Origin of the sequence: Photobacterium arenosum, assembly GCF_014841115.1 — a bacterium.
GTDB lineage: Bacteria > Pseudomonadota > Gammaproteobacteria > Enterobacterales > Vibrionaceae > Photobacterium > Photobacterium arenosum.
In genome coordinates, this window is record NZ_JACYTP010000012.1 from 152,435 (window position 1) to 167,252 (window position 14,818).

Annotated in this window: 12 protein-coding genes; 8 read left to right on the plus strand and 4 right to left on the minus strand. The window is 44.1% G+C overall.

Annotated elements, in window-relative coordinates; all coding sequences use genetic code 11:
- Nucleotides 1-241: 241 nt before the first annotated feature.
- The 4 genes from IFO68_RS17145 to IFO68_RS17160 form a co-directional block, all read right to left on the minus strand.
- Nucleotides 242-2,473 (minus strand): YjbH domain-containing protein, encoded by a 2,232-nt coding sequence (locus IFO68_RS17145; protein WP_192017059.1) that lies wholly within the window; start codon nucleotides 2,471-2,473, stop codon nucleotides 242-244.
- Between the two features lie 14 nt (nucleotides 2,474-2,487).
- A complete protein-coding gene (locus IFO68_RS17150; RefSeq protein ID WP_192017042.1) occupies nucleotides 2,488-3,321 on the minus strand; it encodes a capsule biosynthesis GfcC family protein in 834 nt (277 codons plus the stop codon).
- A 75-nt stretch (nucleotides 3,322-3,396) separates the two neighbouring features.
- Nucleotides 3,397-4,170: a YjbF family lipoprotein gene (locus IFO68_RS17155; RefSeq protein WP_192017043.1), complete on the minus strand. Its 774-nt coding sequence runs from the start codon at nucleotides 4,168-4,170 to the stop codon at nucleotides 3,397-3,399.
- A 125-nt stretch (nucleotides 4,171-4,295) separates the two neighbouring features.
- Complete coding sequence (locus IFO68_RS17160; RefSeq protein WP_192017044.1) at nucleotides 4,296-4,589, minus strand: hypothetical protein; 294 nt, start codon at nucleotides 4,587-4,589, stop codon at nucleotides 4,296-4,298.
- Between the two features lie 900 nt (nucleotides 4,590-5,489).
- On the opposite strand from IFO68_RS17160, the gene IFO68_RS17165 reads away from it, so the two are divergent.
- The 8 genes from IFO68_RS17165 to IFO68_RS17200 form a co-directional block, all read left to right on the plus strand.
- Complete coding sequence (locus tag IFO68_RS17165) at nucleotides 5,490-6,644, plus strand: polysaccharide export protein (RefSeq protein ID WP_192017045.1); 1,155 nt, start codon at nucleotides 5,490-5,492, stop codon at nucleotides 6,642-6,644.
- Between the two features lie 3 nt (nucleotides 6,645-6,647).
- Nucleotides 6,648-7,088, plus strand: coding sequence for an arsenate reductase/protein-tyrosine-phosphatase family protein (locus IFO68_RS17170; protein ID WP_192017046.1), 441 nt, complete (start codon nucleotides 6,648-6,650; stop codon nucleotides 7,086-7,088).
- Nucleotides 7,089-7,262: 174 nt separating this feature from the next.
- The gene (locus tag IFO68_RS17175; RefSeq protein WP_192017047.1) at nucleotides 7,263-9,422 is read left to right on the plus strand and encodes a polysaccharide biosynthesis tyrosine autokinase; all 2,160 of its coding nucleotides are present in this window, start codon (nucleotides 7,263-7,265) and stop codon (nucleotides 9,420-9,422) included.
- Nucleotides 9,423-9,440: 18 nt separating this feature from the next.
- Nucleotides 9,441-10,562, plus strand: coding sequence for a non-hydrolyzing UDP-N-acetylglucosamine 2-epimerase (gene wecB, locus IFO68_RS17180; RefSeq protein WP_192017048.1), 1,122 nt, complete (start codon nucleotides 9,441-9,443; stop codon nucleotides 10,560-10,562).
- A gap of 196 nt (nucleotides 10,563-10,758) precedes the next feature.
- Nucleotides 10,759-11,952, plus strand: a complete 1,194-nt coding sequence (locus IFO68_RS17185; protein ID WP_192017049.1) for an MATE family efflux transporter — start codon at nucleotides 10,759-10,761, stop codon at nucleotides 11,950-11,952.
- Complete coding sequence (locus IFO68_RS17190) at nucleotides 11,900-12,418, plus strand: acyltransferase (protein WP_192017050.1); 519 nt, start codon at nucleotides 11,900-11,902, stop codon at nucleotides 12,416-12,418. Before IFO68_RS17185 ends, IFO68_RS17190 begins: the two co-directional genes overlap by 53 nt.
- A 7-nt stretch (nucleotides 12,419-12,425) precedes the next feature.
- Entirely contained in the window at nucleotides 12,426-13,442 is a 1,017-nt protein-coding gene (locus IFO68_RS17195; RefSeq protein ID WP_192017051.1) for a polysaccharide pyruvyl transferase family protein, read from the plus strand.
- Nucleotides 13,426-14,818, plus strand: a 1,393-nt coding sequence (locus tag IFO68_RS17200; RefSeq protein WP_192017052.1) for a hypothetical protein, incomplete at its 3' end; no start/stop codon positions are given. The genes IFO68_RS17195 and IFO68_RS17200, both read left to right, overlap by 17 nt.

Here is a 14,818-nt window from a genome sequence, read left to right on the forward strand (position 1 = left end):
GACTTAGTAAAACCACAGCGCACGAGTGCAATAAATCCAATTAATGTTCAGGGTTAATTGTTGGCGAAATCAGACACACAGAACAACAAAAAAGAGTTGAAAGGATATAAAGAAAGCTAAAAAAACAGGAGAAAAAATGAAGAGGGCAAAAAAGCAGGAGCGGTTGTGCTCTCAGCAGTAAGCTGACCCGCCGAGGCGGGCCATCCAGTGTCACCTGACTCTAAAGTCATGATCCTTATACTTATTTCGCTTGCATCATTTTCCGGCTGTACCAGGGATAACGCGCATCGGTAATGTTGTAGAGCTGGTACTTACGGTTGAGCATCTGCCCGCCGTCACGCGTCAGAGGAAGCCAGGAAATATTGGCGCGGTTGCGGCTTGGTTTTACTGTCATCAGATCGTAAGGGATCGAGATGTAAAAGCCTTTATTGTAACTGCCCTCACCAAATTCTTCGGCCGACAGGTTGGTTTTGGTCACAAAGGCACCGGCAATCACCCCACTGTCAAACTGCTTGGAGAAGTCGAAGGTGACACCCACATCTTCTGTCAGGTAGCGCCCGGCACTGATTTTCATCAGCGTATTAGGTAACAAAGACCACTGCGGCTGGTAATAGAAAGTGGCATGGCCGGTTAGCGCGCCAGTTTGCACTTTGTAATCACGTCCTGTGATGGGATCAAAATGCACTTCGTCATGGAAAAGACCAAACTGGGTATCCGGGTCTCGCTGAATCACATAGTTCATATCAGCGCCCAGCGCCCAGTTCTTTCCCATAGGGCGATAAAGCACTTCACTGCCGGCACCGGCAAACATCATTTCCAGGTAACCTGTGTACGCTTGCCCGTACCAGTTATCCGCCAGTTGATCCATCCAGGTCAGCTGAAGATTGTTGACCCGGATAGGATTGCCATCAATGTACTGGCGAACCAGAGTACGAACACGTTTTAAATCTGTGCCATCGGGCGGCACATCGTAGAGGAACTTATCATAGTTATCGAACAGATTGAGATAGACGCTGCCGCCCAGCTCCCAATGGTCCGTCATGTGATAACTGGCACCAGCCGTCACCCCTAAGTTGTACAGATAAAACCCTTCCGAGCCGCCAAAAGACTGCTGAAGGGTCGGGGAGACACTCAGGTCCCATTTGTCAGTGTCTGTCGCAATCAGTCGGCCTTGTGGTTGTGCCGGTACCTGATGAGTGATGGTATCGTCGATAGAGGCATTGACATAGCTGTGACTGGCTACCTGATCAAATGCCTTCACATTCACTCGGGTTTCTTTGACCGGCAGCTTGTTGCTGGTTTCGATCAGGCGGTATTCGCTATAAAGCGGCAGACCGGTGTCAGGATCTGTCGGTAACTGATTGCTTAGCAGGGTTGCCGCACGCTGATAGCCCTGGTCTCGATCCCGGTATTTGTTCTGCGGCGCCTCTATAGTCACCGTATGGTCATCTGCGTACAGGGTCGGGTTTTCATAACCAGCGTTGGTATGCAACTGATTCGCGATGTTCTGCCAGTCTGCGCTGGTGGTGGAGCGTTTTTGCCTGTCGGGCGCATAAGCGGCGGCAGGTGTATCGCGCCAGGAGGTTGTCAGCTGATTAAAATTGGTATTAAGGTTAAAACCGGCGGTCCAGGTATTGCCGCGCTCATAGCTTATCCGCAGATCGCCCCAGTCGCCCAGGCGGTATAACACCCCCAGGTTTATCGGGCTGCCCTGTGACATATCCGAGTCCGCACGGGTAACAGGAAAATCACTGGTATAGTCGTTGCCGTCATATTCCAGTTTCAGTCGTAAAGGCCGCCAGGGCGTCTGGTATTCCACCCCGCCAAATACTGCCATGCAGCCAGAGAACCAGCGCTCGAAATCGACACTACCGCCTTTGCCTTTATACTCGGTATTACGGCCGCAGTCGCTGCTCAGGCTTTTATCGCCGGACAGATTGGCGCCGTTGCCAATGTAGCCCCAGCCCAGCCCCAGGGTAAAATCCAGCGCTCCCCAGTGTTTGCTGGCCGCAATGTATTCGCCGTCAAACAATCCGGTACCGCCAAAATCACGAATACCAACAGAGGTTTCTGGTATCCAGAAGCTTTCTTCTAATAGCCTGAGCTTAAAGTCTATGCCTTTGTCTGTGTATTTGGTGTCGCCACTGAAGTTCTCGTCCTCACTGTAGAGAACATCCTGAACCAGCGTGTAGCGTATGGTGGTTTCCAGCCAGGGGAACAACTGCAATGATACATTGTAATGCAGGTAATCCTGGTTATAGGTGGCACCAAAGGTGAATTCGCCTTCCGGCGCAACACGACCGGAAGGCATTTGGATTAGGCCTACGCCACCAAAATCGGATTGGGAAACGGAAAAATCAGGGTAACTGAAGTCATCGGCATGGGCCGTAAGGGTGATAATCCCCAGAGATAATCCTGACAGAAAACGGAGACCCGGAAAACGAAGACCCAGGTGCTTGGTACAGGAAGACATAACAGGCTGATCCATCAGAAGGGCCTTTGTGAAAGCAAATGAATAATTTGAGAATTTGACGACTTCGCACTCGCTGGCAGATCGGTAAACGCAAGATAAAGAATGGCACCCGGCGCGATATCTTTATGTTGTCGGTTCCAGTACGCGATGCTGTGTTGTTCGGCTTTGCCGTCGGGCTGAATCACCCAGACGTAATCCCGGTTGGCCACCGCTAACGCTTGTATCTGTTTCAGATAGCCTGCGGCATCTTGCCTTTCCTGCCAGGGCAGGGAAATTTCAGCCGTATTGCCCGCCGGCAGCTTGAGGGCGCCAGTCACCTTAACGGTATTGGGCCGGGTGGCGAATCGCAACACAAAAGGCCCGTTCAGCGCAGGGTTGTTGTCCGGCACAATACGCACGCGATCGCTGTCTAACGGAAGAAAAATGCGCTCACCCGGGATAGGCGAAGCCAGACTTTGCGCCAGCTGAATAAGAGTCTCACTGGCAGCCGGGTGACGATAACGCCAGTGATCGGCCAGCGCTCGGATCTGCCTGTCCACGCTTTGCTGCTGCAGCGCGATGGCTTGCTTAGCTGGGTGATCGGCTTTCCATAAAAAGGAACCGCTCCAGTACAGAGACTGCCAGTACAGAGCCTGAGCAGTATTGTCTGATTTTGTTGATAACTGGTATATATTGGCCAGGGCGTCTTGTTGAACCCGATCCAGGCGGACAGTTTGCGGGTAGCGCAGTTGCAGTTCTTTTTCGCTGTTGTCCAGCTGTACCCTGACGAAGGTGGGTGCCGTTTCAACAGGCGTCGCCATGGCGGGCGATACAATTGATGAAGCTATTAGTATTAAAGCTTTCATCATAGATCCTGGTGCGAAAAGCCATGTCTGGCGAGGTGAAAAAATACGCTGCGAGTGATTGTCTGGATTCATAAACTGTTATCGTCCGTAAGCTTTAAGCAATTGTGTTTCGACTTCAGGTAAGCCGGGTGCGATAAGCTGGCGACTTTTCAGTACCTGACCACTGGTGGGTTCAACCCAGAAGGCGTTGTCAAACTGCAGATCCAGACTGGGTACATTGACCGTCTCAACAAAATAGCGTGCAGACTGAGTGATATTGTTGATGGTAATTGTCACCAGTCCTTTGTCCTCAAAGCGGGAGGTGAGCTGATAACCAAAGTGGTAGCCGGGCTGCCAGTCGATGCGGCGGGTCCAGGTTGTCGGCGTAGTGGGCAACTGCAATCCGAGTGCGACCGGGTCTGGCGTTTCTGCCGTAACTTGTACCAGATTGCCAAGGGGCAGGTTCAGGGTTTTCACCAGCCGCCCGTGTTCTGTCACTAGCATGCCTTTGTCGGCGGCCAGCCATTTCAGCTGCATAGCCGGCTCGGTAGTTTCTGACTCAGTAGTCGTTTTTGACCCAGTAGCAGCTTTTGGCTCAGTCGCTGTGATTGACGATGTCAGAACCGCAGCTGGCTCTGCCAGTGCCAGCACCATAAAGGCCTGAGGGCCGTCTCCGATACGGGCGTACATACTGGCGTAAGGGAGTTGTTCAATCCAGGCTGAGGATTTTACTGTGTCATCATCACCGCGAACAGCAAGACGAAAGGTATCCGACACATTCTGAAATTTTTGGCTGCATCCGGATAAAAGAAGTGGTAACAGGGCGATGAGTACCAGAAAGCGTCTGTTTACAGAAAGACGGGCGTCGAACATTAGGTATCCGCTAGTCATAGGTCAATGGGGGTCATCGGTCAATAGTAGTCACAGGTCAATGACAGAAATAAAAATAACCGCACAGAAGTGCGGTTATAGCATCAGAGGTAGCAAAGCGTGTTTGCTTAGCCCTGATTGACAGAGGTTGATGTCGCTGTATCGTTGTCGTTGGCATCAACAACAGCAATTGCTGTTACTGCCACGGCAGCGCCTACAGCAACAGTGGTAGCTGTGATACCGCCAACAGCGGCAGCCGTTGCACCCGCAGTACCGGCTGCAGTACCTGCCGCAGCCGTTGAAGCTGTAGTTGCTGTGGTCGTAGAAGTAGTAGCTGCTGCAGTACCTGTGGTGGTGCCGGTAGCTGCAAACGCTGAACTGGCCATTAGCAATGCAGCCAGAGAAACGATTACCTTGTTCATCCTATTCCCTTATTGATTTGTGTTAAGTGATAAATACGAAAGATTGCGACTTGTTGATAACGCAAAACGCTTTTCAATGATATTTCGATATATAAAGGATAGCAATGTATAGAATGTGAAGATTGCTGATTACTGCGCTTTTAAAACAAAACACTCAGTTAGAATATTTGTACTAACAATTATACTAACCATTATAGTAGTGTTGCATTCATTTGTAAGTTCATGGGATTCGGTGAACACTCTGTTGAATGCACTGGAAATTGAATTTTTTCATGTGAACAATAACCTGACGGTGACTAATTACTCTAATTTGAGACCTGTTGCATTTAATGGTTTCTCAGTGGGGTGCGATTGTGTAGAATGCGGCAGCCAAAGTGACAGTCAATCAGGGCGTTTTTACACGCTCTGCAACGATTGTGATGGGGTAATACAGGCGTTTTCACAGGTTTTGCTTAAAACGCAGGCAAGTGTAACCTAAATCACATTTTTCTAATAAAATGTCATCCGGCTGACACGAGTGTCATGTGAAAACGTTAACCTGCACCTTGCAGAAAACATGGATGTTATTGAAGGCGTTTGGGAGCTGTAACCTAAGGGCGGTAGCGTGTCTGAAAGGTCAAGAGGCTGTATTTTAGCAGTCGCTGAAATACAAAATTCCTTGCAGTTTCTCTTTTAACAGGCTTTCAATTCCTGTCTTTATGCACTGTGCCGGGTGTTATGTGGCAGTTCGTGCTCATCACTCCATCAGGTTTGTCTAATTAAGCGGTTGCTGTCACCTTAGTGTGATTCAGCTGTTTGCATAATGTGCGACTAACTTATCTATTGGCAACTGCAATTTGCATATTGCGATTAGTTTTTCGATCAAAATTCAATTTTTTTATTTATCAACGTTGACTGGATATGGATTTCTCTAAGAAGCTCCTTTTTACTGCTGTGGCGTCATTGTTATTAGCAGGTTGTACGGTTGTTCCCGGCTCCCATCTGTCGTTACCCGACAATAAACAACAAGCAGACAACGAAACGTTCAACGTGTCTGAGCAGGTTAACGTCTATCCGTTGACACCTTCTGTTATTTACCAGTCAAAACGGCCAGAAGTGACAGCCAGAACCAATCCAGCGTTGGATGCCGAACTCACGGGTTATGAGTACTATATTGGCCCCGGTGATATTCTGAATATTACCATCTGGGATCACCCTGAGCTGACCATTCCTGCCGGTTCTTACCGCAGTTCCAGTGAGTCTGGTAACTGGGTGCATGCCGATGGCAGCATCTTCTATCCGTATATCGGTATTGTTCAGGTCGGCGGCAAAACTGTGACGCAAATCCGTGATGAAATCTCGCATCGGTTGGCGGCTTTCATAGAAAGCCCGCAAGTGGATGTCAACGTCGCGGCCTTCCGCTCGCAAAAAGCGTACGTGACCGGGGAAGTAAACACGCCGGGTCAGCAAGCGATTACTAATGTGCCGATGACACTCTTAGATGCTATTAACAAAGCAGGCGGTCTGGCAAAAGAGGCCGACTGGCGAAATGTAACCCTGACCCGCAATGGCATAGAACAGGATATTTCGCTGTATGCCTTAATGCAGCGCGGTGATCTGACACAAAACCGCCTGCTTCGTCCTGGTGACATAGTGCATGTGCCGCGCAACGATGCGCAGAAAGTGTTTGTCATGGGTGAGGTAAACGCGCCGCAGTTGCTGAAAATTGATCGTGCCGGTATGACGCTGACCGAAGCACTGAGCAGTGTTGGCGGTATTAACGAGCTGGAAGCGGATGCGACCGGTGTGTTTGTGATCCGTAACGTACGCAAAAATAACAAGGCAAATACTGTATCCACAGCAGACAACACGCAACTGGCGGACATTTACCAGCTCAATATCAAAGATGCCGCGGCACTGGTGCTTGGGACAGAGTTTGAACTGGAACCTTACGATGTGGTGTATGTCACCTCGGCACCGATTGCGCGCTGGAACCGTGTAGTGCGTCAGTTGCTGCCAACCATTACCGGGTTTAACCAGCTGACCGAAGGGGCAATACGAGTGAGGGATTGGTAAGCCATGTTCAATAATATTCTTGTGGTGTGCGTCGGCAATATTTGCCGCTCTCCGTCGGGGGAAGCATTGCTGAAACAACTGCTGCCGGCGAAAAATATTCAGTCGGCAGGCTTAGGCACAGAGAAAAGTAATCTGCAGGGCAAACCTGCAGATCGCACAGCCAGCGAGATTGCCGCTGGAAATGGGGTGTCCCTTGACGGGCATCAGGCTCAGCAACTGACCCCGGCGATGTGCCGTGATGTCGATTTGATTCTGGTGATGGAAAAAAGCCATTTGGATGCCGTGGCGTCCATAGTGCCGGAAGCCAGAGGCAAAACCATGCTGTTTGGGCAATGGATTGGTCAGCAGGACATTCCCGACCCCTACCGCCTGAGCCGGGAAGCGTACGAACATGCCTATCAGCTGATCGACAAAGCCGCCCGTGCCTGGGCGCAAAAGCTGTAACACCTGACATCGTCTTTACTGACAGATGTTTACAGAGTGATGCTTAGTAAGTGATCAATAACTGTCGGTCCGAACCCTGAACGACAGTGTTTCAGACTGGGACGATCATCATGACATCCACCCTGACTCCACCCTGACATCCACCATCATGAGTAGCCTGAGTAGATAGACACTATGACTGTTTCGCAACAAGTGTCGGTGAAACAATCCGACTCCGACGAGATTGATCTGGGCAAGCTGTTTGGCATATTGCTGGACAGACGCTGGACTATTATCGCCATTACGTTCGCCTTTGCGGTTGCCAGCATTGCTTATGCACTGTTGGCGACACCCATCTATAAAGCCGATGCCCTGCTTCAGGTTGAAGAGAAAAGCAATGGTTTGTCTGCTCTGGGGGAAATGGGCGATCTGTTTTCGGGTGAATCTTCTTCGAGTACTGAAATTGAGATTATCCGCTCACGCATGATCCTCGGCAAAACCGTGGACAAACTCAACCTGACTACACTGGCTGAACCTGCAACTTTGCCTTTGATTGGTAAGGGTTTACATCGTCTGTCCGGTAATAAAGACAGCATTGCAATCAGCCGGTTTGACATCCCTCAGGGTACAGAAGAGCCGGTGTATACCCTGGTGGTGGATGACCCGGACAGCGGGACTTATATCCTGTTCGACAGTGAAGAGCAGAAAGTGTTGTCGGGTAAAGTCGGCGAGTTGGCAACATCCGGTGAGTATCAGCTGTTTGTCTCGGAGCTGACTACTGAGCAGGCAGGGACAGAGTTCAGCATCAGCAAACGTTCACGCTTAGATACCATCCAGTGGCTACAGCAAAACTTAGCAGTTTCGGAGCGCGGTAAGCAAACCGGTATTTTGCAGTTGTCGTTCACGGGGGCCGACAAAGCGCAGAATACGGCGATTTTGAATGACATCAGCCAGAACTATTTTTTGCAGAACGTGGCCCGTAATTCGGCTGAAGCGGAAAAGAGCCTGGAGTTTTTACGCGGCCACCTGCCGGATGTGAAAGAACACCTGACCAAAGCAGAAGACGAGCTGAACCGGTTCCGCCAGGCCAACGATTCGATTGATCTGGGGCTGGAAGCCAAATCAACCCTGGATGTGATGGTCACGCTGGAATCTCAGCTCAATGAGCTGACCTTTAAAGAAAGTGAAATTTCCCAGCGCTTCACCAAAGAGCACCCGGCTTATATTTCGCTGATGGATAAGCGCAAAACCTTGCTGGGTGAGCGCGAGAAACTCAACCGCCAGGTGCAAAAACTGCCAAAAACCCAACGTGAAGTGCTGCGCTTAACCCGGGATGTGGAAGTTAACCAGCAAATCTACGTTCAATTGCTGAACAAAGTGCAGGAACTCAATATTCTCAAAGCCAGTACGGTCGGTAATGTCCGTATTCTGGATGTCGCCCAGTCCTATACAAACGCGATTAAGCCAAAGAAAGCCTTAATCGTGATATTAGCGACTTTGCTGGGCGGTATGCTGGCGGTGGCGCTGGTTCTGATTCGCGCTGCCTTTCACCGCGGGGTGGAAAACCCGGATGAAATTGAAGCCATTGGCTTACCTGTTTATGCCAGCATTCCGCTGTCGGACTGGCAAAGTGACATGGAAAAGAAACAAAAAAGCAAGCGGCAGCTCACTGTGGAAGAGAGTTTGCTGGCGGTGGCGAACCCGGCGGACCTGTCGATTGAAGCGCTGCGCAGCCTGCGCACCAGCCTGCACTTTGCCATGATGGAAGCCAAAAACAATATCCTGATGATCTCCGGCCCCAGCCCAGGCATTGGTAAGTCGTTTGTGTCATCCAATATGGCGGCAGTGATCGCCAAAACCGGCCAGCGCGTATTGCTGATTGATGCTGATATGCGCAAAGGCCGGCTGGAAAAGAACATGGCAGTGAATCATACGCCGGGCCTGTCGAGTTATCTGGTTGATAAAGCCGCTATAGAAGAGATTATCAAACAGCCTGGCGTGGACAATCTGGATTTTATCGGCCGCGGTGAAGTGCCGCCTAACCCGTCTGAACTTTTGATGCACCCAAGGTTTAAGAAATTGTTAGAATGGGCATCGGATAATTACGATATCGTAGTGGTGGATACCCCGCCAATTCTGGCTGTTACCGATCCTGCTATTGTTGGTGCCCATGCCGGCACCACCTTGCTGGTGGGGCGTTTTGGCCAGAACGCAGTGAAAGAGATTGAAGTGACCAAGCAACGCTTTGAGCAAAACGGTATTGAAGTAAAAGGCTTTATTCTCAATGCGGTACTGCGAAATGCAAGTTCACATTATAGCGGTGGTTACTACAACTACAGTTATGAGTCGAAATAATCGGGTTTAAATAATTTTATGTCTAAGAAAAAAGTACTGACTGTTTTTGGCACACGTCCAGAAGCGATAAAAATGGCGCCATTGGTTCATGCATTGAATGATGATGAGCGTTTTGAAGCAAAAGTCTGTGTGACTGCTCAGCACCGAGAGATGCTGGATCAGGTTCTGGAATTATTCGATATAGCACCAGACTACGATTTAAACTTAATGAAAGCCGGGCAGACGTTGAATGATGTTACAGCAAGAATACTTCTTGAATTAAAGTCTGTACTACAAGAGTTCAAGCCTGATATTGTTCTGGTTCATGGCGACACAGCAACCACATTTGCTGCAAGTTTAGCTGCTTATTATGAGCAAATCCCGGTTGGGCATGTGGAAGCGGGTCTGCGTACCGGCAATATTTATTCGCCCTGGCCGGAAGAAGCTAACCGTAAGTTGACGGGAGCTCTGACAAAATACCATTTCGCACCGACAGAGACCTCAAAAGAAAATCTGCTGAAAGAAAATTATGACGAACAGAATATCACGGTTACTGGTAATACGGTCATTGATGCTTTGTTGATGATTAAGTCAAAAATAGATAATAACACTAATTTAAAGGCAACTTTATCTGCACAATTTCCATTTTTGGATGAAAATAAAAAGCTAGTTCTTGTCACGGGGCACCGGCGTGAAAGTTTTGGCGGTGGTTTCGAGCGCATTTGTCAGGCATTGGCAGAAACAGCAAAACAACACCCAAATATTCAGATATTGTATCCAATGCACATGAATCCGAATGTTCGAGAACCAGTGAATCGTATTTTATCGGATATTCATAATGTTTATTTAATTGAACCACAACAGTACTTACCTTTTATCTATCTAATGGATCGAGCTCATATCATCTTAACTGACTCAGGTGGCATTCAAGAAGAAGCTCCAAGTCTAGGCAAACCAGTGCTAGTTATGCGTGATACCACAGAACGACCAGAGGCGGTATCTGCCGGTACAGTGAAATTGGTTGGAACCAATATTAAACAAATTGTGGATAACTTGAATGTTTTATTAACTGATAAGAATGCATATCAGTCTATGAGTTATGCCCATAATCCATATGGTGATGGTAATGCATGCAAAACAATTTTAGATAAATTAATTTAGAGTGGTAACTTGCCATGTTCAATATGAGATTTAGAGAATACGAGCGTAATGTTTTGAGCATGAAATGAGAAAGTAATTAACTTAAAGATAAGTAGTTGGAAAAAATTGCATTTCAAATTCCTTAAAATAATTCAGGCTACAGGAATAGTACACTGTTGAAAGTTAATGTGTTCAAATATAAAGTTGTAAATTAATTATGGCGATTCTGAAAATATTCAGTTCTAATATTTCAAATGCCGCGTTTGCCTTTTTGGCAACATTTCTTGTGGCCAGTTTTGCAACTGTTGAGGTATATGCATCATATGCAAAAATCATTAATTATGGTTTGATTTTCACAGTATTGTTTGAGTTGGGTATAAGTGTATTTATCGTAGTTTACTCTGATTTTAGAAACTATATCTTCAGAGTTACCATAATTTATTTGTTGTCAATGGTATTACTGACAATAGTAGTAGTGCTATATTATGGTATGACAAACCTTACCGCTGGATTACTATTAGGTGCAGTGATGGGATGTTTTAAGCTTATAACATCATACCATCAAGCATGTGGGAGCTGGAATAAGTACTCCATATCAAATTCAGTTTTCAGCTTTTCACGAGTAGCATCAGTAACCCTAGTATTTGCCTTTTTCGTGGTGAATGATGAAACGGTGTCAATAGAAAGTTTAATTACAGTCACACTTTTCATATCGTTATTAGCCTTATGGTTACTTTACCTATGTTCATTTGATGAGGGGGAAAGAAGAGTTCGGCCAAAAACGGTTATAGCTTCTCCTATTAAAATATCTTGGTTAATAAAGAAAGTATCACCATATTGTTGGTCAGCAGTAATTATAACGCTCGCCATGAGAATAGATATAGCGATTGCAGATTGGTTGCTAACCGATGTTGAATTAGCCTCATATTCAATAGCTATTCAGATAGCTTTTGTTCTTCCTTTAATCGCTAATAGCCTACTTTCATATTATTTAAAGGATAATATAAATATAAAATTTAGTTTGCCTAAGATTATAAAGAAATTCTTTATTTGCCAAATTGCAGCTTTGTCGATAGTTTATATATTATTTAACATTTTAGAGTCTTTTGTATTTTTTGGTAAATACCCACAATTTGATGTGGTTGGTTATATATTGGTGTTTTCATTCTGTGGCGGAATAATATTTACGCCATATGAGGCAAAAATATACAATGAAAACCCAAGAGTGATATTGAAAATGAAAATTTGTCAGCTTGTTAGCATTGTTGGCATAAGCACTTTCTCTACTATTACTTACGGTATGATTGGGTTAGCTTTTGGTGTCTTGATCTCAAGAATTTTTGGATGGATATTTATTTATGCCTTTTATTCAAATTGGATTTTTAATGAAAAAATTAAGGCGACTGATTAATAGTAGAAAAATAACTGATGCAAGAATTAGATTTGGTGGAGAGTACTATATTGAATATGCTGACAATATTCAATTGAATGGCTATGTTTATGTCGGCCCTGGAGCATATTGGTCGGCAAAAGGTAATATAATTCTGGGCTCAAATGTGATTTTTGGTCCTAAAACTACGATTTGGACATATAATCATGATTATATGTCCCATGAGTCAATACCTTATGGTGGAGAGGATCTTCTAAAAGAAGTGGTTATCGAAGATAATGTTTGGGTGGGTTTAGGTGCAATAATTCTTCCTGGGACGATAATACGTGAGGGTGCTGTTATTGGGGCTGGAAGTGTTGTTCATGGAGAAGTGAAAGCATGTACTATTGTTGCCGGTAATCCAGCAAAAGTAATCGGTGAACGAGATTCAAAAATATATCAAAATCTCAAAAGAGAAAATAAAAAATACCTTTATCTGAAGAGCTGAAAGGACAATGAAGACACTATTATTTGGATACTATGGATATGGAAATTATGGTGACGATCTAATGTTAAAAGTCATTGATGATTATTCTTCAAGCAACGTAACTGTATTTACATCGTCAAGCGTTAAAGAACAGCTTAATTTGAAGTCTAAAGAGGTTATATTTAAGCGATTTCATTTTGATTTAATAAAAAATATTGTGAAACATAAGCAAGTTGTTTGGGGCGGCGGGACTTGTTTTTATTCCAATAAAACTAATCTTTTTATGCTTCTATTGGTTTCTATATATACAAGATTGCTAGGAAGGAAAATTATATTTTTCAGTGTTGGCGTTGGGCGAATCAATGGCTTTCTTGATAAGTTAATAAGTATATTAGTTTTCAATTTGTCATCAGAAATATATCTAAGAGATAAATGTTCACAAGAATTAGTATCAAGATTTACATTTAAGAAGAAGGGTAAAATAGTTGAAGATCTTTTTTTACTGTCCAATGTAAATGCTTTAGAACAAAGAAAAACAGGTTCGAATAAAATTGTATTTAATCTCAGCTCAGAATGTGTCACTGAGGAAAATATAGTAAAGGTTATTGAACTAGCTGAATATTTAGAAAGTGAGTTATCTTTTGATGTTGAATTTATAAGCCTTCAGAATGTAGGAAACTCACCAGAAAATACATTTTACGCAGATCAACCTTTTATGAATGATCGTAGGTTTGTAAAGTACAATTCGCCAGTAGAATTACATGATGCAATATCGAGCTGTAAACTATTTATTGGATTTAGGCTCCATGGTTTATTGACAGCTATATCTGCAGGGGTTCCTATTTTAGCATATCCATATTCTCCAAAGGTAGTGAGAATGTTAGATAATTTCATCTTAGAACCAGAATTGGTTACTTTAGAAATGGGTCAAGTGCCAACGTTAGAATCAATTATTAAAGCAATAAGTAGAGAAAATAAATATAAAGAGACAGATCAAGATTTGATTAGAAAAACTGAACGAGAACTGAATGAGATTATCTTGTGATATAAGTAAAGTAAAGACAAATAAGTACTTATTTTTTGTCATTACAATAGCAACTTTTTTATATATATACTTAGAGTTTATCTCTCAGAATTCAATTGGTTTATATTTAAGCTTGCTGCTGTTTTCTATTGTCTGTGTATTATCAATCAAGAGTTTATCATTTTCAATCTTGGTTGTGCTTTTTTTATCCATTACGATACCTGAGTATCCAAGGGATATACTTACTTCCTATGAGGAACTGCAAAACTTAGGTACAAAAATATATAACGCATATTCAAGTGTTAAAATTGGTCCCGCAACATTGTTACTATATAGTGTGATCATTGTTGGTATATTATCAATCGCTAAATCCAGAAGTTTCAATACTAAGTTTTTAGTGGTTTACGCTGTTGCAATTTTTATAGTAGTTCTTTCTCTATTAGTTGAATGGTCAATTTCTGATATTGATATAAATCTAGGGCTTACACTAACTAATTTTAAATTCCTATTAGTGGTGTTTTTTAGTTACTCAATGGGACACTACCTTTCTAAGAATTATGGAATAATGTCAATAAGACTAGTTTTCGCAACTCTTTTATTTGCATTATTGGTTATGTCTATTCGGGTATTGTTGTATGTTTTAAACGATTATTTTTTCGCTAGAACTCTTAGCTTCAATATTCAAGCAAAACCGATGCTGGCTTTGTGTGTTGTATTGTTTTTCCTTCCTTATTATCAAATAATATTTAGTGGGTTTAGGAATGTTATCTATTTATCCTTTTTTATTGTAAGCCGTGGCGAAATTATTTTATTTTTAATTGCTGTAACAGTAATTTCTCTTCTATCTTCTGATTTTTTCAAGAGGTTCACTGTCAAGCTGATAGTTGTTATTCCGCTTTTATTGGCTTTTTTCTTCTATTTGAACCCTTCAATATTTAGCTTTTTTTTATGGAAAATTTCCGAATTATCCATATTTGGTGGGGATAATGTATCTGGATCTGCTGTAATAAGAAAGGTGGAAGTTTTAAATATACTCTGTATGGAGTCACAGAATATATTCCAGTTATTTTTCGGTAAAGGTTTATCTGGTACTTACAACTTTGAGTGTGTAAATTTACCACCTGATTTAGTTTTAGATTTAAAAAGCTATAGTCAGGACCAATTAGACTCAGGTATCTATTATACTGTTCATACATTTATTGGTTCTATACTGCTAAAGTTTGGTATAGTTGGATTAGTGACTTATGTATGTACCCCAATATACCTTATTCTCGCCCGATTTCAGATAATAAGTGCGACATTCATGGGAAGGTGTAGAAGAGGAAGCCAACTGCTAAAAGTGGTACGCTCTTCTCGCCAAAGAAACAAGCAGTACTACCATGAATTATCAGCAGTTG

Coding starts and splice junctions, on each gene's coding strand:
- IFO68_RS17185 (WP_192017049.1), top strand. CDS start 10,759: ATGGCGATTCTGAAAATATTCAGTTCTAATATTTCAAATGCCGCGTTT.
- IFO68_RS17175 (WP_192017047.1), top strand. CDS start 7,263: ATGACTGTTTCGCAACAAGTGTCGGTGAAACAATCCGACTCCGACGAG.
- IFO68_RS17190 (WP_192017050.1), top strand. CDS start 11,900: ATGCCTTTTATTCAAATTGGATTTTTAATGAAAAAATTAAGGCGACTG.
- IFO68_RS17165 (WP_192017045.1), top strand. CDS start 5,490: ATGGATTTCTCTAAGAAGCTCCTTTTTACTGCTGTGGCGTCATTGTTA.
- IFO68_RS17160 (WP_192017044.1), bottom strand. CDS start 4,589: ATGAACAAGGTAATCGTTTCTCTGGCTGCATTGCTAATGGCCAGTTCA.
- wecB (WP_192017048.1), top strand. CDS start 9,441: ATGTCTAAGAAAAAAGTACTGACTGTTTTTGGCACACGTCCAGAAGCG.
- IFO68_RS17170 (WP_192017046.1), top strand. CDS start 6,648: ATGTTCAATAATATTCTTGTGGTGTGCGTCGGCAATATTTGCCGCTCT.
- IFO68_RS17155 (WP_192017043.1), bottom strand. CDS start 4,170: ATGTTCGACGCCCGTCTTTCTGTAAACAGACGCTTTCTGGTACTCATC.
- IFO68_RS17150 (WP_192017042.1), bottom strand. CDS start 3,321: ATGATGAAAGCTTTAATACTAATAGCTTCATCAATTGTATCGCCCGCC.
- IFO68_RS17195 (WP_192017051.1), top strand. CDS start 12,426: ATGAAGACACTATTATTTGGATACTATGGATATGGAAATTATGGTGAC.
- IFO68_RS17145 (WP_192017059.1), bottom strand. CDS start 2,473: ATGTCTTCCTGTACCAAGCACCTGGGTCTTCGTTTTCCGGGTCTCCGT.